Source organism: Micromonospora hortensis (genome assembly GCF_022230935.1).
GTDB lineage: Bacteria > Actinomycetota > Actinomycetes > Mycobacteriales > Micromonosporaceae > Micromonospora > Micromonospora hortensis.
In genome coordinates, this window is record NZ_JAKKFE010000011.1 from 154,578 (window position 1) to 176,201 (window position 21,624).

At 70.6% G+C, this 21,624-nt stretch carries 17 protein-coding genes; 4 read left to right on the forward strand and 13 right to left on the reverse strand.

What is annotated here, in order from left to right:
• Nucleotides 1–12: 12 nt before the first annotated feature.
• From NIE111_RS07645 to NIE111_RS07665, 5 genes are all read right to left on the reverse strand, one after another.
• On the reverse strand, nt 13–1,134 hold the full coding sequence (locus tag NIE111_RS07645; RefSeq protein ID WP_238683688.1) for a ScyD/ScyE family protein: 1,122 nt from the start codon (nt 1,132–1,134) through the stop codon (nt 13–15).
• 88 nt (nt 1,135–1,222) lie between these two features.
• Nucleotides 1,223–3,298, reverse strand: a complete 2,076-nt coding sequence (locus tag NIE111_RS07650) for a multicopper oxidase family protein (RefSeq protein ID WP_238683689.1) — start codon at nt 3,296–3,298, stop codon at nt 1,223–1,225.
• Nucleotides 3,299–3,403: 105 nt separating this feature from the next.
• Complete coding sequence (locus tag NIE111_RS07655; protein WP_238683690.1) at nt 3,404–4,063, reverse strand: response regulator; 660 nt, start codon at nt 4,061–4,063, stop codon at nt 3,404–3,406.
• Nucleotides 4,060–5,178: a sensor histidine kinase gene (locus NIE111_RS07660; protein WP_238683691.1), complete on the reverse strand. Its 1,119-nt coding sequence runs from the start codon at nt 5,176–5,178 to the stop codon at nt 4,060–4,062. The genes NIE111_RS07655 and NIE111_RS07660 overlap by 4 nt, the downstream gene beginning before the upstream one ends.
• A gap of 82 nt (nt 5,179–5,260) precedes the next feature.
• The gene (locus tag NIE111_RS07665) at nt 5,261–6,286 is read right to left on the reverse strand and encodes a methyltransferase (RefSeq protein WP_238683692.1); all 1,026 of its coding nucleotides are present in this window, start codon (nt 6,284–6,286) and stop codon (nt 5,261–5,263) included.
• Between the two features lie 127 nt (nt 6,287–6,413).
• Between NIE111_RS07665 and NIE111_RS07670 the strand changes: the two genes are divergently transcribed.
• A complete protein-coding gene (locus NIE111_RS07670) occupies nt 6,414–7,952 on the forward strand; it encodes an aminotransferase class III-fold pyridoxal phosphate-dependent enzyme (protein ID WP_238683693.1) in 1,539 nt (512 codons plus the stop codon).
• Nucleotides 7,953–8,113: 161 nt separating this feature from the next.
• On the forward strand, nt 8,114–9,814 hold the full coding sequence (locus tag NIE111_RS07675) for an MFS transporter (protein WP_238683694.1): 1,701 nt from the start codon (nt 8,114–8,116) through the stop codon (nt 9,812–9,814).
• Nucleotides 9,815–9,866: 52 nt separating this feature from the next.
• Here the strand turns inward: NIE111_RS07675 and NIE111_RS07680 are convergent, their stop codons facing one another.
• From NIE111_RS07680 to NIE111_RS07690, 3 genes are all read right to left on the reverse strand, one after another.
• A complete protein-coding gene (locus NIE111_RS07680) occupies nt 9,867–10,433 on the reverse strand; it encodes a PadR family transcriptional regulator (protein ID WP_266303762.1) in 567 nt (188 codons plus the stop codon).
• Between the two features lie 65 nt (nt 10,434–10,498).
• Nucleotides 10,499–11,173 (reverse strand): response regulator, encoded by a 675-nt coding sequence (locus NIE111_RS07685; protein WP_238683696.1) that lies wholly within the window; start codon nt 11,171–11,173, stop codon nt 10,499–10,501.
• Nucleotides 11,170–12,246 carry a sensor histidine kinase gene (locus NIE111_RS07690; RefSeq protein ID WP_238683697.1) on the reverse strand — a complete coding sequence of 359 codons (1,077 nt, stop codon included), beginning with the start codon at nt 12,244–12,246 and terminating at the stop codon, nt 11,170–11,172. Before NIE111_RS07690 ends, NIE111_RS07685 begins: the two co-directional genes overlap by 4 nt.
• 334 nt (nt 12,247–12,580) lie before the next feature.
• Between NIE111_RS07690 and NIE111_RS07695 the strand changes: the two genes are divergently transcribed.
• Together NIE111_RS07695 and NIE111_RS07700 are read left to right on the forward strand one after the other, a co-directional pair.
• The gene (locus tag NIE111_RS07695) at nt 12,581–14,044 is read left to right on the forward strand and encodes a multicopper oxidase family protein (RefSeq protein ID WP_238683698.1); all 1,464 of its coding nucleotides are present in this window, start codon (nt 12,581–12,583) and stop codon (nt 14,042–14,044) included.
• Nucleotides 14,045–14,063: 19 nt separating this feature from the next.
• Nucleotides 14,064–14,498 carry an SRPBCC family protein gene (locus NIE111_RS07700; protein WP_238683699.1) on the forward strand — a complete coding sequence of 145 codons (435 nt, stop codon included), beginning with the start codon at nt 14,064–14,066 and terminating at the stop codon, nt 14,496–14,498.
• Nucleotides 14,499–14,595: 97 nt separating this feature from the next.
• Here the strand turns inward: NIE111_RS07700 and NIE111_RS07705 are convergent, their stop codons facing one another.
• From NIE111_RS07705 to NIE111_RS07725, 5 genes are all read right to left on the reverse strand, one after another.
• Nucleotides 14,596–15,879: a CE1 family esterase gene (locus NIE111_RS07705; RefSeq protein WP_238683700.1), complete on the reverse strand. Its 1,284-nt coding sequence runs from the start codon at nt 15,877–15,879 to the stop codon at nt 14,596–14,598.
• A gap of 208 nt (nt 15,880–16,087) precedes the next feature.
• Nucleotides 16,088–17,233, reverse strand: a complete 1,146-nt coding sequence (locus NIE111_RS07710) for an alanine racemase (protein ID WP_238683701.1) — start codon at nt 17,231–17,233, stop codon at nt 16,088–16,090.
• Complete coding sequence (locus NIE111_RS07715) at nt 17,230–18,828, reverse strand: IucA/IucC family protein (RefSeq protein ID WP_238683702.1); 1,599 nt, start codon at nt 18,826–18,828, stop codon at nt 17,230–17,232. Before NIE111_RS07715 ends, NIE111_RS07710 begins: the two co-directional genes overlap by 4 nt.
• Entirely contained in the window at nt 18,825–20,453 is a 1,629-nt protein-coding gene (locus tag NIE111_RS07720) for an IucA/IucC family protein (RefSeq protein ID WP_238683703.1), read from the reverse strand. The genes NIE111_RS07715 and NIE111_RS07720 overlap by 4 nt, the downstream gene beginning before the upstream one ends.
• Nucleotides 20,450–21,619: an ATP-grasp domain-containing protein gene (locus tag NIE111_RS07725; RefSeq protein WP_274530820.1), complete on the reverse strand. Its 1,170-nt coding sequence runs from the start codon at nt 21,617–21,619 to the stop codon at nt 20,450–20,452. The genes NIE111_RS07720 and NIE111_RS07725 overlap by 4 nt, the downstream gene beginning before the upstream one ends.
• Nucleotides 21,620–21,624: the final 5 nt, after the last annotated feature.

Genomic DNA, 21,624 nt, shown 5'->3' on the forward strand with positions numbered 1-21,624 from the left:
CGCGCGACTCTGTCAGTCTTGTGTGGACAGACGGACCAACTCGCCGATGCCGAGGCCCTTGTTGGCGATGTAGAAGCTGCCGTCCTTGGCGATGGCGAACGACATCGGGGAGTCCAGGCCGGTGCTCGCCAACTCCCGGTGGCTACCGTCGCGCTCCACCCGGATCAACGCGCCGGTGGAATCTCCGGAGCTGAGCCCGTTCTTCGCGATCTCCAGCACGACCAGTCGACCCCGCTTGTCGAACGCGATGTCGATGATGTTGGTGAAGCCGGTCGCGAAGATCGTCGGTTCCTGCCCGGGCACCAGCCGCCACACCCGGGCGCCGCCGTTCGGGAAGGGGTGGCCCGTCAGCTGCCCGATGTAGAAGGCGCCGTCCGGCCCACGGGTGATGGTGACCGGCACGAACTGGATCGGCGTCGTCGAACCGGGCGGCAGACCCCACTCCGGCGGCGCAGGAACCTGCTCCTGCGGCCACACGTGTTCGGCAGTGACCACACCGCGGCGGTCGATCTTGAGCACGTCGTTTGCGGCCGCGTCGAGCGCGTAGACGTCACGCCCGTCGGCGACGACCGCGTACGGCTGGCTCTCCGGAATGACCCCGTCGGGGTTGTTCTGCCCCTCGTAGGCGGAGAGGTCGCCGACGACAGACCAGCGGCGCTTCCCTTCGACCCGGAGGATGGTTCCCATCGTGGCCCCGGCCGCACCGAGCAGGTCGCGCGAGACCGGGTCGGTGCTGTAGCCCATCGCCACCAGGAGCTTGCCCTGCCGATCGAAGGCCAGGTCGTGGGCACCGTAGACGGAGAAACCGCCGCCGGTGCTCCGCAGCGACGGCAGGCCCGTCACGACTCGCTTCTGCCAGCCGTGACGGACCGCAGTGATCGCACCGGTCGAGCCGTAGCAGAGGTTGGTGCCGAACGTGCCGGGGATGCACACGTCTTCGCCGCCGAGCCCGGCCTCGGCGACGTAGACGATGCCGGCCCGGTCGATGGCGACACCGCGAGGGTTGTCGAGGTTGCGGGCGACGACGGTCAGTCGCCCAGTGGTCGAGGTGGCCGCCGTGGCGGGCGCGGCAATGCCGGCCACCAGTACCAGCGGCACAGCCAGCGACAACGTTCGTCGCATCGCGTCGAGCATGGGTTCTCCTCAGCAAGCGGGGTTCGGATGCGAACGACGCTGCCGCCGTGGCCTCGAGGCCCGGTGGAGGAAGGCTCGACAGGTCCGCCTACTCCGGCTGATTGGGAGTGCCCCGCCCCAGCTCATAGGGGGATGTCACGCCCTCGTAGGCGAGGTGCATCACCATGCCGTTGGCCGCGTGGTCGAGGTTGTGGCAGTGGTCCATCCAGAGCCCCGGATTGTCCGCCTTGAAGCCGATCTCGTAGATCTCACCGGGAATCACGTCGAGGCTGTCGATCCACCACGGTGACCCGGTCGCGCGGACCCCGTTGCGGGACAGCACCAACGCGTGGTGGCCGTGCAGATGCATCGGGTGGTTCTGGTGGCTGCGGTTGACGATCCGTACCTTGACCACGTCGTCCATCCGGACCATGAGCGTCGGCGTGTTGGGGAAGCTGTGCCCGTTGATGATCGGCACCAGGTGGAGGCCCCCGTTGTAGAAGGACAGCCGGTCGTCGAGGAGTTGGGTGAACGAACGGTCGTACGACGAGCCCGCGTCGAAGGGCCGGGTGCCGCCAGACCCGTACGAGAGCGGGTCGAAGTGGTCCCCGTCGTCAACGATCTTCGGCGTCGAGGTGTCACCCGGTGGTGCCAGGACCAACCCGGCGTCACGGTTGGCGAGGTCGGTCAGACGCACCGGGCCCGCCGGCATCGTGAACGTCACGTCGTAGCGTCCACCGGTCGCCAGACCGAACCGCGGGTCGGTCAGCGGGGTCGGACCGATGACGTCGACCCCGTCGATAGCCGCCACCCGCACCGGCGTGCCGTTGACCGTCAGGGCCCGAGGGCGGCTGTCGGTGGACGGATTGTTGTCGGTGTTGATCAGGCGCAGCCGCACCGGCGTGCCCGGGGCCACCTCCTGGCGTTGCAGCGTGTCACTCGTGCCGAACGAGACGATGTTGTCGTCGGGCGTACGCCACTCGTGGGCCTGCACGACGAAGTCCCGCTCGCCGGCTGGTGGGCCGTCGCGCGGCTCCACGATCAACGCGCCGAACAGACCCCGCCTGATCGCCTCGAGCGGGTTCTGGTGGGTGTGGTACCAGAAGGTGCCGACCTGCTCGGCGATGAACCGGTAGGTGAAGCTGCCGCCCGGCTCCACAGCGTTCTGCGTCGCGCCGGCAACGCCGTCCTCACCGTTGGGGACGTCGAGGCCGTGCCAGTGGATGGTCACGTTCTCGTCGGGAATCTCGTTGTGCAGCGTCACCTCGACGAGGTCTCCCTCGCGGACCCGCAGCTCCGGCCCCGGCGACTGTCCGTTGTACGTCAGCGCCTCGATCTCGGTGCCTGACGAGAGCCGTACCGTGGCGTTCTTCGCGGTCAGGGTGAAGGCCTTGTTGGGCTTGCCGGTCCGCGGCCCTCGCAGGTCGTCGACGGAGGTCCCGCCGTGACCACCGTGACCGATCGACGGGCCGCCGCCGTAGTCGACGTTGTCGTGGGACGTCATGCTCATCCGGTCGGGCAGCCTGCTGCTCTGCGCCACGTAGGTGATACCGGCGACGACGACCAGCACCACGACGGCGGCCTGCGCGGTGGCGCGCAGGGCGCTGGCACGCCGGCCACGGCGTGCGAAGTCGGTAGCGGTCACGACCCGCAGACGATGCACCTGCCAGAGCCACAGCACCAACACCGACAGCAGGATCGGCGCAGCGTGGGTCGCGATGTCGTCGAGGTAGGACGGGACCGGGCGGGACACGTACGCGAAGTAGACGCCAATGACCGTCGCCACCGCCGTCACCTGGACCGGCACGACGAATCGGGGATCGGCGGCGGCGGAGCGCGTCTCGACGTCGACCGGTGCGTCGTCGCGGTTGGCCAGGGTGCGCAGGCCGGGCACGGTCCAGATGACGACGGCCAACATCGGCACCAGCAGGAGCGGCATCTGCACGATCACGCGGTTGTCGGCAAAGATCCAGTCGACGGCGAGCATCAGCCCGATCGCGACGCACTTGAGGACCAGCACCACCAGCGCGGCGACGAGCAGACGCAGCAGTCGACGGGCGCTCTTGCGCAGCGCCTCGGGCGTTGGCCGCCAGGCCAGCCGCGTGGCGAGGATCGCCGCGGACAGCCAGATCAGGAACAGGACCCCGGCCAGGATCCCATCGGCGTTCTCTCCGACCTCAAACATGACGCCAACATACGAAGGATGCGCACCGCACGGCATCCGTTGAGGAACGGTCGGTGCGTACGGCGATCGCCGTAGCGGGCACCGCCCGCGAAACACGGGCCGTAGTCAGCTGCCGGGAGCGACGAGCCCCGTCTGGTAGGCGAGGACGACGAGTTGCGCGCGGTCGCGGACGCGGAGCTTGACCATGGCTCGGTGGACGTGGGTACGGGCCGTGGCCGGGCTCATCGACAGCCGGCGCCCGATCTCCTCGTTCGTCAGCCCGCTGGCCACCAGGCTCATCACCTCGCGCTCGCGGTCGGTCAACACCGCCAGCCGGCCGCCGTCGACCGGCATGGGCGCGACCTTGCTGACGAACGCGCTGACCAGCCGGGCCGTCACCCGCGGCGAGATCAACATGTCGCCGCCGGCCACCACCCGCACCGCCTGGCGCAGCTCGTCGGGCTCGATGTCCTTGAGCAGGAACCCGCTCGCGCCGGCGCGCAGCGCGTCGAAGACGTACTCGTCGAGCTCGAAGGTGGTCAGGACGATGACCCGCACGGCCGGGAACCGCTCGACGATAGCGGCGGTCGCCCGCACGCCGTCGAGCACCGGCATTCGCACGTCCATCAGCACGATGTCCGGCCGGGTCGCGGCGACCATCTCGACAGCCTGGGCGCCGTTGGATGCCTCACCGACCACCTCCAGGTCGTCGCTGTGGTCGAGCAGGCCCCGGAAGCCGGCCCGCACGAGTGTCTGGTCGTCCGCCAGCACCATCCGGATCGTCACGCTGTCTCCTCCACCTCGACCGGCAGCCGCGCGGCCACTCGGAACCCCCCGCCCTGCGACCGGGGCCCGGCCTCGAGCGAACCACCGGCCGCCGTGGCCCGTTCCCGCATGCCGGCCACCCCGTGCCCCCGCCGGCCCGCCCCGGCCCCGACTCCGTCGTCGACGATCTCCACTGTGACGGCGTCACCCGCGTAGGCGATGGTGACGTCGACGGTCGTCGCCGCGGCGTGTTTGACGGTGTTGGTGATCGACTCCTGCACGATCCGGTAGACCGAGAGCGCCACCTCCGGCGGGATCGGGCGCGGGGTGCCGGCGATCCCCGACCGCACCTTCACGCCGGCCTGCTCGGCGACCGCGAAGACGCGGGCCAGATCGGGCACCTCTCCGGCGTCGCGGAGCATGCCGATCGCCGAGCGGACCTCGTGCATGGCGTCTCGGGCCGCGCCCCGGATGCTCCGCAGCGCGGCCCGCGCCTCGGCCGGTTTGCTGTCGAAGATGTCGTCGGCGAGGCTCGCCTGCACACTGATCGCGGCGATCGTGTGACCGAGTACGTCGTGGACCTCGCGAGCGATGCGGAGCCGCTCCTGGGCGACCTCGTGTTGACGCTCCTGGCGCATCACCGCGAGACGCTGCTGTGCCTCGGCCAGCCGGTCCCGGCGGGTGCGGATCGTCTCGGCGAGCAGCACCACTGCCGCGAGCAACGAACCCTCTTCGAGGGTGGCCGAGAGGGCGGGAAAGAAACCCTCGCCGAACAGCGTGTACCGCATGATCAGCTCAAGGACGACGAAGAACCCGGCGACGACGAGCGCCCAGGTGAACCGGCCGGCGGCCGCCACGGAGAAGAGGGCGGCGGCCAGCGGGAGGGCGGGCGGGATGCCCGGGTACTCGAGCGCGTAGTAGATCATCAGCGCGGTGACCGAGCCGACCAGCACCAGCAGCGGCCACCGGCGCCGGAAGACCAGCAGCAGCCCGATCACCGCGCCGATCGCGTAGGCGCGCGCGTCCGGCGGCCGGGCGCCGGGCTCGTCGGCGACCCGGATCGCCACTGCCACGACGGCCGCGACGACGACCGCGATGAGCGCATCGATCGCGATTCGTCTGACCGCCGGGTTCATGTCCGCAACGGTACGACGCGCGCACGGTCCGTTAGCGAGGGCCCCTTCCCAACCGGAAACCGTCGGCAAGGGGCCCGTCGGCTCAGCCGCGGCGGAGCGAGAGCAGGGTCTGCCCGGTGGGGATCACGGTGCTGCCGTCCACCTGGAGCCCGGCCTTCTCGCCAAGTTCGGCGTACTCGCGCCAGGTCCTCGCCTTGCCCGCCATGAGCGAGAGGAGGCGCAGGTCCATCTGGGTGATGAACATCAGTCGGGCCGGGTCATCGGGGAAGTTGTCGTTCTCGTCCTTCACCAGGATCTGCACGATCAGCACCTTTCCGGTAGTGCCGATCGCGTCCGCCGCCCGCTGGAGGATCTTCTCGGCGGCGCTGTCGTTCCAGTCGTGCAGGACGTTCGACAGGATGTAGACGTCGGCGCCGGCCGGGAGCGGGTCGAAGATGCTCCCGCTGACCACCTCGGCGCGGTCGGCGATGCCCGCCGCCTCGAACCGGGCCCGGCCCTGCTCGACGACGCCCGGCAGGTCGACCACTGTGCCGCGCAGGTGCGGCTGGGCCTTGAGGATCTCGGTGAGCAGGGCGCCGGTGCCGCCGCCGACGTCGATGACGTGGTTGACGGTGCTCCAGTCGTAGCCCTGGACGACCTGGTCGAAGTAGCTCGCGTGGGTGGCCATCAGCGCGCCGAACGACGTGGCCCGGTCGGGGTTGGTGGCCAGGTCGTCCCAGAACTCGATGCCGTAACGCACGGGGTACGCCGCGTCGCCGGTGCGGATCGAGTGGGTCAGCGAGCTGAACGTGCCCTCGATCCGGCCGGCCATCGAGTCGACGTCGAGCCAGGGACGTTGGGCGGCGGGATGGTCGGTCTTGAGGAACTCGGCGGCTTCCGTCAGGGCGTACACCCGTGGCTCGGTCTCCTTGAAGACGCCGCGGACCGCGAGGTAGCGCAGCAGCCGGTGCAGCGCGTCGGGATTGGCCTTCGTCGCCGCGGCGAGCTCGTCGAGCGTGGTGGTGCCCGCGGCGATCAGGTCGGCGAGGCCGAGCGTCGCCGCGGCCCGCACTGCCCACGGCGTGATCGTGTCGGTCAGCGAGTAGAGATTGACCCGATTTTCCGTCATGGCGGCGAGCTTCGACGACGGCGCTCAAGACCTGCTCGAAGCCGCGTCGATCGACCGGTTCTCCAGCCGGGTTCGAGTGGGCGGGCGCAGGCTGCGCCTGTCACGGCCGCCATGCGAAGGGGACACGATGGGCGCCAGCCACCAGGAGCGCGGAGCGATCGAGGTCATTCAGGACCTCATGCAGCAGAAGTGGGTCTACGAGCTGTTCGGCGAGATCGGCGCGCGCCAGGGTGCCTCGGCCGCGCACGTCGAGCGACTGAGGGCGGTCGACGCCGCCGCGCACGTGTTCTGGCCGTTCCAGGCACCGCCATTTCCGGTGATCGCGGCCACCGCCAGCGGATCGACGTTGACCGACGTCGACGGCAACGACTACCTCGACTGCCACATGGGATACGGCGCTCAGGCGCTGCACGGGCACAACCCGGCGCCGGTCGTCGACTTCGTCCGCGAGCACCTCGGCAAGGGCACCGGCAACGGCTACACCAACGCGTTGGAGCTGGAACTGGCGACGCTGCTGCGGGAACTCCTCCCGCACAACGAGAAGTTCGCCTTCCAACACTCGGGTACGGGTGCCACCCAGTCGGCGATCCGGCTCTGCCGTGCGCACACCGGGCGGCGGATGGTCGCCAAGTTCGAGGGCACCCTGCACGGGTCCCACGACCTGGCTGTCCACAACACCGCGCCCTGGTATCACGGGCACCCCGCGGTGCCGTTCCCAGAGATCGGCAAGGACGGCATTCCGCTGGTCTCGGCATTCGCCGGCGTCACCCCGGCCGAGCCGCGCGACCTGCTCATCCTTCCCAACGACACAGCTCTCGCTGTCGAGTTGATCGAGCGCCACGCGGGCGAGTTGGCGTGCATCCTGGCCGAGCCGGCCGCCTCGTCGTTCCCGTTCGAGGAGACGACGATCCCGATGATCCGCGAGGTGGCGGTGGCCGCCCAGCGGCTCGGGGTGCCGTTCATCCTCGACGAGGTGCTGACGGGCTTCCGTTCGGGGCTCGGCGGCGCCGCGCAGAAGTTCGACATTCCGACCGACCTCGTCACCTACGGCAAGGTGATCAGCGGGCTCGGGCTGCCGCTGTCGGCGATCGGCGGTCGGGCCGACATCCTGGACATCTCGCAGACCAGTGGGCAGTCCTGGACCGACTTCGGCCAGAAGACCGGCCTGCAGGGCAGCCACACCGGCAACCACCTGTCGGTGGCGGCGTCGCTGGCCACGCTCCAACTGCTCCGCGACAAGGGGCCCGCCTACTACACGGACCTGCGGGCCAAGGTCGACCGGGTCCAGGCGCGGCTGGCCGCGTTCCGGGCGGCCGAGGGGATCCCGCTGCGCATGGTGGGGTTCGGCGACTACATCGGGTGCTTCCAGTTCCTTCCGGAAGACTCCTACACCGACTACCGGGACTACTCGCGGGCACTCAACCCCGCGACGTTCATCCTCACGCTGCTGCTGCGCAAGCGCGGCATCTACACGCTGGGCATGCCGATGTTCTTCGCCGGCGGCGCTCACAGCGACGCCGACGTGGACCGGCTGACCGACGCCGTGCTGGAGAGCACGCTGGAGCTTCGCGCCAACGACTTCCCCTTCGACCTGGCGTGGCCGGCGACGTCCGCGTGGGGCTCCGGCTCCTCCGAGTGGGGTTCGGGCTCCTCCGACTGGTCGTAGCCACCTCCGCGTCATCGGGCCCGGGTCAGCTCCTGACCCGGGCCCTCCTCATGTGCCGTACAGGTCATACGCAAATAGCCGTACTTGACTAATCGTACGCGAAAGCGTGTAGTCGAAGGGTGGGTCCGCTGTCGACCCCGTCCGACTTCAGGAGGAACGCGATGACGGAGAGCTGGACCGACGAACGCAGCGCCGCCCCACCCAATCCGCGCCGATGGCTGATCCTGGCCGTCATTCTGGCCGGGGCATTCATGATTCTGTTGGCAACGACGATCGTCAATGTCGCTGTCGCGCCGATCCAGCGCGACCTCCAGTCGACCTACACGGCGATGGAGTGGGTCATCGCCGGCTACGCGCTCGGCTACGGCCTGCTGCTCATCCCCGCCGGGCGGATCGGCGACCGCTTCGGCCACCGCAAGCTGTTCCTCATCGGCGTCGCGGGGTTCACTATCGCCTCTGCGGCGTCGGCGCTCGCTGCCACACCCGGCCAGCTGATCGCGTTCCAGGTGGTGCAGGGCATGATGGCCGGCATCCTCAACCCGCCAGTGCTGGCGCTGATCCAGACCACGTTCCCGGCGAAGGAGACCGGAAAGGCGTACGGGATCTACGGCGCGATCGGCGGCATCGCGACGGCCAGCGGCCCGCTCCTCGGCGGCCTGCTGATCGCGTGGGACCTCAACGGCTGGGACTGGCGACCGGTGTTCCTGCTCAACGTGCCGATCGGCCTGGCCACGTTCATCGCCGCGCTGATCCTGGTGCCCGAGTCGCGAGGCCGCCGCGGTGGGCTCGACGTGATCGGCATGCTGCTCGTCTCGGCCGCCGTCCTGCTGCTGGCCGTCCCCCTGGTCGAGGGCCAGCGCCTGGGTTGGCCGGCATGGACGTTCGTGTCGATGGCAGCGGCGCTGCCCGCGCTGGCCGTCTTCGCGGTGTGGGAGTTGCGCCGGGCCCGACGCGCCCAGGTCCCGCTCGTGAGCATGCGCCTGTTCTCGCACCGCTCGTTCTCCGCCGGCGTCGGCATCAGCCTCTGCTACTTCGCGGGCTTCATCGGCCTGCTCTTCGCGCTCTCGCTGCACCTGCAGATCGGCCTGGAGAAGTCCGCCCTGACGACCGGCCTGATCCTGCTGCCGTTCTCGTTCGGCACACTGGTCGGCGCGGCCATCTCCGACAACGTCGCCCGGGCGCTCGGTCGTGGCGTCCTGATGCTCGGCGCGGGCATCGTGATCGTCGGCATGGTGGGCATCATCGCCACGATCCACTGGTGGGGCTCCGGCCTGGAGCTACTGCCGGCCCTGCTCTTCGCCGGCTTCGGCTCGGGCCTGGTGATCGCGCCGAGCGTCGAGATCGTGCTGGCCGGTGTGCCCTGGCAGGACGCGGGCGCGGCCAGCGGTGTGCTCGGCACCGCCCAGCGTCTCGGCCAGGCGATCGGCGTCGCGGTGGCCGGCGTGGTCCTCTTCGGAACGCTCGGCTCCTACTCGGGGACGGCCGCCGAGAAGGCGAGCCCGGAGCTGCAGGCATCGCTCGTGGCGGCGGGCCTGCCGCCGGCCGAGGCGAGCGCCGCGACGACCACCTTCGCCGACTGTTTCATCCGCCAGTCGCGCGCGTCGGATCCGACGGCCACGCCGCCCGGCTGTGCGGACTCGGCGCCGGGTCCGGTCGGCGAGGCCTTCGACAGCGCTGCCACGTCGGCACTGGAGACCAACTTCAACCGCGCGGTCCAGTGGACCGTCGGCACCGTCCTGGTCGGCGTGATCCTCACGTTCCTTCTCGTCTACCTGCTGCCCCGCCGACCCGAAGAGCCCTGGGCCGAGGCGAGCAAGCCCGATTGGAACGTGACGACGACCCAGCCCGAGCCCGCTCAGTGACAGGCCGCCAGCCCTGGCCCCGGAGATGCCACAGGGGTCGGGGCTGGCGTCGTCACGAGGTGGTCATCGAGGTCGGTTGGTTGGCCATCAGCTTGGGCAACTGGTCGAGCAGCTCGTCGTGCCAGGCGAGCTCGGTACGAAGTCGGAGTTCGGTATGACGGAAGGTCGTCCACTCCAGGCCGCGGATGTGCGGCGCCGCCAGCTCCCGGAGCGCGAGCCACGAGTCGAGCTGCTCGGCGAGGGCCTTCCGGCGCGCCACGATGATCGTGCGCAGCGCGGCCTCTCCGATGTCGATCACGTTCTGCAGGGCCAGGTCGACCGGGTCGTGACGGAGCTTGGTGTCGCGCAGCGCCTCGTCGCGGTGGTCGATCAGCTCCGCCGCGCCAGCCGAGGTGAGCGCGTAGATCGTGCGGGCGGGTCGGTTGCCCTCCTGCTCGGTCCGGACCGCCTCGATGACGCCCTCGACCTGCATTCGGTGCAGCGCGCCGTAGAGCGACCCCGGCTTGACGTCGCTCCACAGCTCGGTACGGTCGACCTGGGCCGCCCGGCGGATCTGGTGCCCATGCATGGGGCCCCCGCGCGCGAGCGCACCGAGTACGAACAGGCGAGTGCTATTCACGGCATTAGTCCAACACGAGTGCCCGTTTGCGGGCAAGTTACCCAGAGCAATCCTTGAGCGGCCCGCTATCCATGAAACGTCGGGTCGCAGAGCCTCGGCAGGACGATCAGCGAAGCCGCGATGGCCCTGTTGACCGCGTCGATCCGGGACACCGCGCCGAGTTTGGCGAAGATGTTGCGCAGGTGGCGCTTGACCGTCGCCTCCGACAGGCAGAGCCGGCCGGCGATCTGGGCGTTGCTCATCGCCTGACCAACCAACTGCAGGACCTCGCGCTCACGGTCCGACAGCGTGCTGTGCACCGGCCCTTGCACCTGGGTCAGGCTCTCCCGCGACACCGCCAGCATCACCGGCGCGTCATCGGCGCGGGCGCCGCGGATCGCCGCCACCAACTCCTGGCGCGTCGAGTTCTTCAGCAGGTAGCCGCAGATGCCGAGGGTCAACAACTCACGCAACAGCGTCGGGCCGTCGAACATGCTGAGGATGATGACCCGGCTCGCCGGCGCGACGTCGCGGATCCGGCGGACCGTCGTGGTCACCCCGTCGCCGGGGATCTGCACGTCGAGCAGCACGATGTCGGGCTGGCGGATTCGGATCTCGTTGATCGCGGCGCCGCTGTCGCCGGCCTCGCCGACGACCACGAGGTCGCGCTGGGCGTCGAGGATCTCCCGGAGGCCGTCGCGCACCACGACGTGGTCGTCGACCAGCACGATGCGGGTCGGCTCGATCATCGTGACGGTCACCGGCCGGCCCCCGCCCCGACGGCGAGCAGCGGCACGACAAGCTCGACCGAAGCGCCCTGGTGGCCCGCCGCGCGCAGCGCGAGGCGACCGCCGACGACCGCCGCGCGCTCAGCCATCGCGCGCAGGCCGGAGCCGTCGCGCACCGTCGCGAGGTCGAAGCCCACCCCGTCGTCGGCGACTGTCGCCCGCAGCTCGTGCGGGGTGATGTCGATGACCGCGTGGATCACCCGAGCGCCGGAGTGGGCCACCGCGTTGCGTAGCGCTTCGCGGACGACCAGAAACACCTCGTCGAGCACCTCGGGCGGCACCCACGACTCGTCGCCGTTGATCTCGGTGTGCAGACGTGTGTCGCCCGTCTCGACAGTCGACAGGAAATTGGCCAGCGCCTCGTCGAGTGATCCGAGCGGCTGAGAGAGCCGAAGGTCGGCGATGAGCACACGCAGATAGCCGACCGCGTCGTGAAGCGACTCCCGGGCGATGACCACCCGGCGGTCCACGTCGTCGTGGCGTCGTTCCTGGGCAAGCTCGTGGGCCTCCAGGTTGCGGTACGCCGCACTGAGGCTGTGGCCCAGCCGGTCGTGCAGCTCGCGCGCGATCAACGAACGCTCGGCGATCTGCGCCTGATGGACCTCGTTCATCAGGCCGGCGGCATAGCGCGAACTCGCGTCGGCCAGCCGGGTCAGTGTCGTACGGGTGAGCGCGTCGGCGACCAGCGCCAGGATCTCGCCTTGATCGGGCTGGCCGGCCAACTGCTCCAGCGCGTCTGCCAACACGATGTCGGCCAGCGCGACGACCGCGCGAAAGCACTCGCGTGGGTGAAGCTCGACGTCCTCCGTGGACACTGCGGCCGGCGGTGTCGACAGCGGGTCGGTCGTCTCACGACGAATCTCGGCCATCGTCTCGTGCAGCAGGACGTCGGCCTGCGCCGTGTAGCTGTCGATCAGGCCAGCGGCTCCTTCGAAGTCGTCACTCGCAGCGGCAAGACGCTGACGGTAGGCGGCAAGAATCGGTTGATGCCTGCGTTCGAGAACCTTGGCAGCGGTCCTCCGCAGCGCATCGTTTCCAACAACCATTGCGGATCCCCCGGTGTGTGCCCTATTGCTCCCCAGGTGCGGGCACGGACGGCTCTCCCCAGCGCCGGCTGCCCGCCGTGTCGCCGACTCCCCCCGTCGTGGGCGACAAAAGCACTCAGATCGGATCGGCCTTCTACGAGTTGTCACGGCCGACTACTCGCACGAGTCTACGGTCTCATCGCGCATCGTTGGAAGCATCGAAGCTTAGCTTTTGGTAGTCACACCAAAACTTAAGGTGAAATCCATATTTGGCCGCGACCAGTTTTCGACGGCGCGTCGAGGGGCCTGCCCGACAGTTCACCCGAGACCTCGACCACCAGGAGTGGAGCGACCAATGGTGAGCAGACGCAACGTCATGAAGGCCGGTGCCACCGCGGGAGCAGCCGCGCTGGTCACGGCCACCGCGGCGGCGGCGGCCCGCGGTTCCACCCCGTCCGCGACACCGGTCCACGGCCCCCACACCGGCCATGGAAAAACGGCACACGTCGCGGCCGTCACCGCCCCGTTCGCTGTCCGGATGCCGATACCGCCCGTGCAGCAGCCGATCGCCTCGGTAGCCAACACCGACTTCTACGTCGTTTCCACCCGTAAGGCTCAAGCGGAGATCCTGCCCGGGACGCGTACCGAAGTGTTGACCTATGACGGGCTCTTTCCCGGCCCGACGTTCCGGGTAAAGACGGGCCGGCTCGCGGTCATCGCCCACAGCAACCACCTCGACATGCCGACCGCGGTGCACGTGCACGGAGGCCACACACCGTCGAGCAGCGACGGGTTCCCGACCGACGTGCTGGACCCGGGGAAGAGCCGGATCTACAGCTATCCCAACAAGCAGCGGGCGGCCACGCTCTGGTATCACGACCACGCCCACCACATGGAGGCCGAGCACGTGTTCCGCGGGCTCGCCGGCTTCTTCCTGATCGACGACCCAGCCCAGGCCGAACTGCGGTTGCCCTCCGGCAACCACGACATCCCGATCATGTTGCGCGACGCGCGGTTCGCCGACGACGCGAGCCTGGTCTTCGAACACGACGACTTCCAGTTCCGCAACACGATCCTCGTCAACGGCAAGCCGCAGCCCTACTTCCCGGTGGCCGCCCGCAAGTACCGGCTGCGCTTCGTCAACGCGTCCAACCTCCGCACGTTCACCCTGCGGCTCGGCAACGACGCCGAGGTCGCCCAGATCGCGAGTGACGGCGGGCTGCTCGCCGGGCCGACGCCGATCCGCTCGTGGAGCCTGACGCCCGGCGAGCGGATCGAGATCGTCGTCGACTTCGGCGCGTTCCCGGTCGGCAGCCAGGTCTTCCTCGACGACGCGGTGGCCGGGCCGGTGCTGCGCTTCGACGTCAACCGGGCTGCCGCCGACACCAGCCGGGTGCCCGACCGGCTGAGCACCATCCCCGCGCTGCCGGCGGCCACGAAGGAGCGGGCGTTCACGCTCAACTTCAACCCGTCGACCGGCCAGTTCCTCATCAACGGGCAGCAGTTCGACGCCGAACGGGTTGATACCGAGATCAAACGCAACACGACCGAGGTGTGGACGGTGACGAACGGCGACACGCTCTTCGGCATCCCGCACAACTTCCACCCCCACCTGGTCCAGTTCCGGGTGCTGGATCGCAACGGTCAGCCGCCGGCGCCGGGCGAGGCCGGGGTGAAGGACACCATCTCGGTGGGGCCGGGCGAGACGGTCCGACTCCAGGCGACATTCGGGCCATATCTTGGCCGATATGTCTACCATTGCCACATGATCGACCATTCGGCGAGTGGGATGATGGCACAGATGAAGATCGTTCCCTGACCCCCGAGAAAGGTTTCTTGTGCCCTCGGCAGAGAAGACTGTGCAGATTGGACGGACCCCCGAGGCCGTCTTCGCCTTTCTCGCCCGCGGCGAGAACGACGCGCGCTGGCGTCCCAACGTGCTCGACGTCGCGCGCGTCTCCGGCGAGGGGGTCGGCGCTCGCTACAAACAGGGGCTCAAGGGCCCCGGTGGGAGCCGCATTCCTGCCGATTACGAGGTGACCGGGTTCGAGCCGGGTCGACGTCTGGCGTTCCAGGCGACCGGCAGCGTGGTACGCACCCAGGGCGAATACACGCTCACCCCGGCCGACGGCGGCGGGACGCGACTCACGCTGAAGCTGGCGTGGCAGCCGAGCGGGCTGTCGCGCTTCCTCGGCCCGGTCGTCGGCAAGACGTTCGAGGAGGAGATCGCCGCCCTCGACGCCCTTCGCGACCTGCTGGAGAGCGAAGCCTGAGCGCGGCGTGAGCCGGTAGCGCCGGCGGCAACCGCCGCCAGTGGATGTCGCCCGAGGGCCCGGAGCCAACTGGCTCCGGGCCCTCATCCTGTCGAACTCAAGGACTGGCGCAGGTGACGTTGCTGGGTGCGGTGGCACCGTTGCCGGTGGCGGTGAACCCGAAGGTGGTGGAGGCGCTCGGGCCGACCGTGCCGTTGTAGGCGGCGTTCTTGACGGTGACACTGCCGGTGGTGCCCGTGTTGGTGCCGCTCCAGAGACTGCTGATGGCCTGACCACTGGCCAGGGTCAGGCCCACCGTCCAGCCGTTCAGGGGCGCTGTGGAGTTGTTGGCCACTGTCACCTCAGCCTGGAAGCCGCCGGGCCAGGTGTTGAGCGTCCGGTAGGTGGCAGCGCAGGTGCCGGGCTCACCGGTCGGCGGCGGGGTGGTCGGCGGATCGGTGGGCGGGTCGGTCGGCGGCGGGGTCGTCGGAGGCGTGGTCGACTCGAACTGGCTGAAGAACCTCCAGATCTCACCCGACGTCCAGGTCCGCGAGTCGTTGGGACTGCCCGACCCGTCCACCGGGCTTGGGGTGTGGTCCCCGTCGAACGCCGCCCACTGCACGGGGTAGCCGGCCCGGCAACCCGCGTACGCGGTGGTGATGTGGGTGAGGCTGCCCCGGCTCGGCTCGCGGGGGCTCTGCGCCGTGCAGCCGTTGTTGCGCACGAACGTGTCGCGCAGCTGCCGACCCTGGGAGATGTTCAGCACGCTGTCGTAGATGCCGTGGATGCCGAAGTAGGCGACCGGCTGCGTACCCCCGTTGCATCCGCTGAGGTTCGCGCCGGATATGACGGTGACCGCGCGGATGATCGTGGGCCGGGCACAGGCCACCGCGTAACTCATCGCCCCGCCGTAGCTCCAGCCCAGGGCGAAGCGCTGGGTGGTGTCCACGCACAGATCGTTCTCGATCTGCCGGGAGATGTCGTCGAAGAGGGTCAGGTCCCGACCGTTGGTGTTGGCCCAGCCGGCGTTGAGACCCTGCGGAGCAACGAAGATCGTGCTGTTGTTCGACAGCGGCTGGAGCCCGTAGTAACCGGCCGAGGTGACGTTGTTGGCTGATCCGTTCAACCAGTGGAAGCCGAAAATCAGCCGGTACTGGCGGTTACGGTCGTACCCGTCCGGGATCCGCAGGTTGTACGTACGGCTCTGGCCGCTGCTCTGAATCGTCCGCGTCCCGGTGGCGAGTGTGGGGGCCTTGCCGCAGCCGGCGGTCGCCGCGAGGGTGCCGTTGGTGGCGGCCACCGCCGTCGCACCGAAACCGCCGCTCAACGCGGCGCCGGTGGTGGCCGCGAGGAGAAGCGCCGCGGCCGCGATGGATGGGAGGAAGAACCTACGTCTGAGCATTGCTTGGGCTCCTTGCCGTTCGACGACAAACAGTGGTCGCCAGGCATCAACGGGGGCCCGGACTGGTCACCGACCGGAAAGGCGGGAGGGGCGGACCCCTCGGCGCGTCTTCGCCGGCTGGCTCGGGTGACCGGGAGCGTGCCCTTCACTCCCGGGTGAAAGATAGCATGTTATCGATAACACGCCGAGCTGATCGCGCCTCGCGGGCTCACGTCCCGAGCGGCCGGGCCGCCCACTCGGCCGCCACTTCGTGCAGGTCACCGGTGCGGAAACGCGGGGGCTCGTGCAGCAGGAAGTCACGGTGGCTGATGTTCCAGGCGTACGCCCCGGCCATGGCGAAGGCCAGCACGTCGCCCACGCCGATCGGCCCCGCGGTGACCGACCGGGACAGCACGTCCTTCGGGGTGCAGAGTTGCCCGACCACTGTGACCGGCCCGCCGTCGGTGCGGGGGCCGCCGGCACCCGGTCGCGGGTGCACAGTGAACGGCTGCGCGTGTCCCTTCGCCGCCGGAGTCCGCAGGTGGTGCGTCCCGCCGGCCACCACCACGAACCACTCGCCGTAGGAGCGCTTCACGTCGACGACCTCGGTGAGGTACGCCCCGCAGTAGGCGGTGACCGACCGGCCCGGCTCGATGCGCAGCCGCACGCCCGGGTGCCTGTCGAGGACGTCCGTCAGGGCCTGGCCGTAGCCGTCCCAGTCGAATCGCGCGTCCGGGTCGGTGTAGTCGACTGTCATGCCGCCGCCGACGTCCACCTCGGCCGCGTCGACTTCGGCCGCAGCCCAACCGACCACGGCGGCGGCGACAGTCGCGGCGAGCGGCGCGTCCAGTCCACTGGCCAGGTGGGCGTGGATCCCCCGTACGTCGATGCCGGCGGGCGGGCGGCGGGCGCACGCGATCGCATCGGCCGGGTCCATGCCGAACGGGCTCGGTCCACCGCCCATGACCAGGCTCGCGCCCGGCGCGTCGACCGGCAGGTTCACCCGCAGCAGCACCTGGGCCGACCGGCCAGCCGCGGTGGCCAGCGCGCCGAGTCGCGCCAGCTCGGTGGGTGACTCGACGTGGATGCGGTGCACCCCGGCGGAGAGAGCGGCGGCGAGGTCCGCGTCGGTCTTGCCCGGCCCGGCGTAGGCGGCCGGCGCCCGTCCCGGCAGCACCTCGGCCAGCCTGCGCAGCTCGCCCCGGCTGGCGGCCTCGAACCCGTCGACGATCGGGGCGAGGGTTCGCAGCACACCCGGATCCGGGTTGGCCTTGACCGCGTAGAGCAGCTCGACCGGCTGGGGCAGCGCCGCCCGGATGGCTCGGGCCTGCCCGGCGAGCGCGTCGAGGTCGTGGACGTAGACCGGGCGGGTCATCGTGGCCCACCCATCGGGTTCGGCACCGGCACGAACGGTGCGGCCCGGTCGGCGTCACGCCGCCACCGGACCAGCAGGTTCGCCTTGGCCAGCAGCGGCTCCCCGGTCAGCAGCGGGCGCAGCTCCGCCGGCTCACCGAGGTCGGCGGCCACCGCCTCGACGACGGCGCTCAGCTCCTGCCACAGCCGCCGTTCGATTCCCGGTCGCGCGTCGGCGAGGGCCCCACTGATCCCACCGAGGTGGTTGACGAACAGGCAGTAGACGATCCGGCTATGGGCGGCCCGGGGACCGTAGCGGACCTGCGCCGGGACGCCGTCCGGCCAGGTATCCCACCGATCGGCGTCCAGCTTCACCCCCTCCAGGTCGCGCAGCAGCATCCGTACCGGGCGGCGATCCCGGTCGAGCACGACGACCACGTTCTGCAGGTGCGCCTCGTGCACGACGCCGTGGCTGAGCCAGCTGCGCAGCACCGCCGGCACCAGCAGGCCGACGTACGCGCGCCACCAGGCCACCGGGTCCGGTGTCACCAGCGGCGTCGCCGCCAGCGCCGCCGCCAGCACCGGGGTGTCGCCCGGACGCAGGTGCGTACGCAGGCCGTCGCGCAGGATCGTTCCGTACGCCTCGTCCGGGCCGGGTACGTCGACGGTGCGGTAGGCGGGCTCGGCGAGCAGCCCCACCCCGTCCGGCAGCGGCACCCGGGCCAGCACGTCGGTCAGCGCCACCGCGCCGGTGAGTTCGTAACGCGCGTTCTTGCGCAGGCAGTTGGTGATCCGCACGTGCAGGCTGGTCTTCACGAACAGGTCGGCCTCGGGGGCGTAGAGGGTGCGGACGCTCGCCGTGGGTCGTACCGGCACACCGGCCGCCCCCAGGTCGCGTAGCCGTGGGTGGGTGGGCGGCATCAGCGACAGCTGCCAGGGGTGCACCGGCAGGACGCGGTGCCCGCGTGGGGGCCGTGGCGGGTCGAGCGCGGCCACCAGCGGATCGAACGGCCCGGCGTCGGCGATCAGGTCGTCCGGTACGGCAAGCCAGTGCAGCCGGAACGCCGTGCGCAGCTCCGGTGCGTACGCCCGCCACCTGTCCGGGTCGCCGCTGCGCCACTTCGGGGTGGGGTGGTGCGGGTGGCCGAAGACCAGCGACTGCTCGGAGTCGACGTACGCGTCGATGGCGGGCTCACCGGTGGGGGTCGGATCCTCGGCCGGTCGGTCGGCCAGCAGTCGGGCCACTGTGTCCCGGCTGGCCCGGACCTGCTCGGCGAACTCGTCGTTGACCAGGCCGGTACGTGTGGTGAGTTCCGCCGCTACCAGGGCGGCCAACCCGTCCGCGTCCAGGTCTTCCCACCGCCCGCCGCCGGTGGTGCGTTGGACCGGGCCGGTGTAGCGGTGCGCGCCGATCGGCGAGGTTCGCGCGACCTCGCAGCGCACCGTGACGTCGAGGTGCCGCAGTGGCAGCCGGACGGCGCCGTCGACAACCGTCGGGGTGCCGTCCGGCGGGGCCAGCTCCCGCAGCAGGCAGCCGAAGACGGCGTGGGCGGCGGCCAGGTCGGCGCGCTGAGCGGTGTCGCTGGCCGGCCGGGAGCGCAACTGGGCGCTCGTCATCGTGTCTCCCGGAGGTAGTTCGGGCCGGTACGCAGGTAGTACTTGTTGATGTCGGCGCAGCCCAACCGCTGTTTGGGCAACAGGGTGCCGGCGGTGATCATCGCTTTGATGGGCAGCTGGGTGGCGTGCAGGACCCGCTCGGTGAAGGTCCGCGCCGCCGGTCCGTCGCCCCACCGGTCGCGGGCGGCGGCGAGCCGGGGCACCAGCGCCTCGGCGGGTGTCGGCACGGGCAGCCCCCGGGCGGCCAGGGCGACCAGTGGCGCGGCGGCGGCCAGGTGCAGGGTGATGGTGATGAACACGTCGGCCAACTCGTGCGGGTCGCGCGCCCACATCCGGTCGTCGTGCAGGGCGAGCCCGTTCGTGCCGTCGTGCCGCCTGTCGAGCCGGGCGCCGTCGTTGTCCTTGTAGAGCAGGCCGACAGTGCCGTCCGGGTGCACCAACAGGTGGATGTTCTGCGGGTGCGCCTCCAGTGCGATCCCGTGGCGTAGCCAGAGGAAGACGTGCCAGTCGAGCAGCAACTCCAGGTAGGACTCCAGCAGCGCGACGGGCCGCTGCGGGCTGATCCGTTCCAGGACCGTGCCCGCCACCGGATCGGCGGCGGCGAGGGCCGCTACCGGCACCACCCGGACGCCGGCCAGGTCGCGCGGAAATCGGCGCAGCAGGAAACCGCGGCGCTCGTCGCCGTCGACGTGCGCCCAGGTGCTCTCGTCGACGTGCCGGATCCGACCGGCGAAGCTGGGTTCGGCGGTGGCGATCCGGTCGAGCAGTCCGGCGACGGCGGCGCCGTCGGCAAGCGAGCCCGGTTGCAGTGTGCGTCGGTTACGCGCGCCGAGACTCGCGGTCGGCAGCGGCAGCTTGAGATGCAGGTACGGGTCGTGGTCGAGCGCCACCGTCCGCATGGAGAGGGTGGGTCGCACCGGGGTCACCGGCAGGTCGGCCACCGGGAGCGCGTCGCGGGCCACCGTGATCGGATGTGCCGGCAGCAGCAACTGATCCGGTCGCGGCGCGCGCGGCCACCACGATGGAAGCTCGCCCGCGAGCCGGACGCCCTCGGCCGGGGCGGCGTACCAGCGCAGCGCGAACCGTGGGGCGTGCTCCGGGGCGTACCGGAGCAGTTCGTCGTCGCGCAGACCGTGCCGACACCGGTCGGTGGGGTAGACGGGGTGGCCGTGGTGGGCGGCGATCACGTCGTCCAGGAGCGCCGCCGGCAGACCGGTCGGGGTGAGCGCGCGTTCGGCGGCCACCTCGGTGAACACCCGCGCCCGGCTGCGGGCGGCAAGCCGTCGGGCCCGCAGGTCGGCGCGGCACTCGACGCCGAAGTCCCGCCAGCCGGCCTCGGCCTCGGCGTTGTCGCGTGGGGCGAGCAGGGTCACCAGCCCGTCCAACGTCTCCGTGCGCTGCGTTTCGCCGGCGCGGGTCACCAGCAGCACCATCGGCGCGGCGCTGCGCAGAGCCTGCTGGAACCCGTCCGCCCGGACCGGTATGCGCAGCAGGCCAGCGGGGTGTGGCACCTGCCACCAGTCGGGCCCGTCCGGTCGACCGGCGCTGCGCAGCCCGAGGTGGTCCTCGCGCAGCAGGGCGTCGAGCACCCGCGTGAAGACCTCCCGCTCGCAGTCGTCGCTCACTCGACGATGGTCCACTGGAGGCCGTTGCGGAGGGCGGTCAGCGACTGCCGAACGGTGCCCTCGTCGGGGCCGATCCCGTGCAGCACGGCCAGGTAGTCGCGGTTCGTGCCGGTGCGCTCGGCGGTGCGGCCCACCTCGCGCAGCGGACGGCAGCCCAGTCGGACGTCGCCGTGGACGGTGTCGAGTGGGCCCGGTGCGGCGACGAGTCGGCCGGACCGGTCCGCGCAGACGTACTCGACGTGGGCGTAGCGGTCGACGGTGTCGGGTAGGCCGAGGGCGGCCAGCGGCTCGCCCAGGTGCAGCCGGATGACGTACTCGAACAACGGCACACCGAGCAGGTCGGCGAGGATCAGGTCCATCCGGTCGCCGATGAGGCGGTAGTTCACCTCGATCAGCCGGACCCGGCCGTCGGAGACGACGTACTCGGTGTGGCAGGCGCCGAAGCCGACCCCGAGCGCGTCGAGCCGCGCCCGCAGCTGGGTGCACGCCCGCTCCGCCGGGGGCGACCAGGCGAGGCTCTCCTCGGTGAAGGTCGGCGGCGGGCCGAGACCGGTGCGCCACCCGCCGAGGGAGGCCAGCTCGGCGCCGTCGCCGAGGGTCTCGAAGGTCCGCAGCTCGCCGTCGAGGTACTCCTCGACCACCAGTGCCACGTCCGGCCGCCGACCACGGATCTCGGCGACCCGGGCGACCAGCTCGGCGTGGTCGGCCACCAGGTACGCGTCCTCACTGGCCACTCCCTCGCGGGGTTTGACCACCGCCGGGAACATCCCGGTCGGCACGTCCGGCGTGGTGTCGGGGTCGATGGTGACGGTGCGGACCAGATCGAGGCCGGCAGCGGCGATCGCCCGGCGGGCCGCGGCCTTGTCCTTGCAGAGACGGGCGGCGTCCGGGTCCTTGCCGGGCAGGCCGAGCTTTCGAGCGGCGATCGCGGTGGCCTCCTGGAGATGGTCGCTGTTGGACAGTAGCGCCACCGCTCGGGTGGCTGCCGTCGCCGCGACCACGGCGGCCGGGTCGCGGACCGCGCAGCGCGCCACAGGCACGTCGGCAGGCCATTCGGCCGGCCGGTCGGTCAACACGGTGGCCGACAGCCCGAGCGACGCCGCCGCCGGGAGAAACCCGTCCAGGACGGCGTCGGTGGGGTTGAGCGCGGTCAGGTAGAGCCGCATACCGC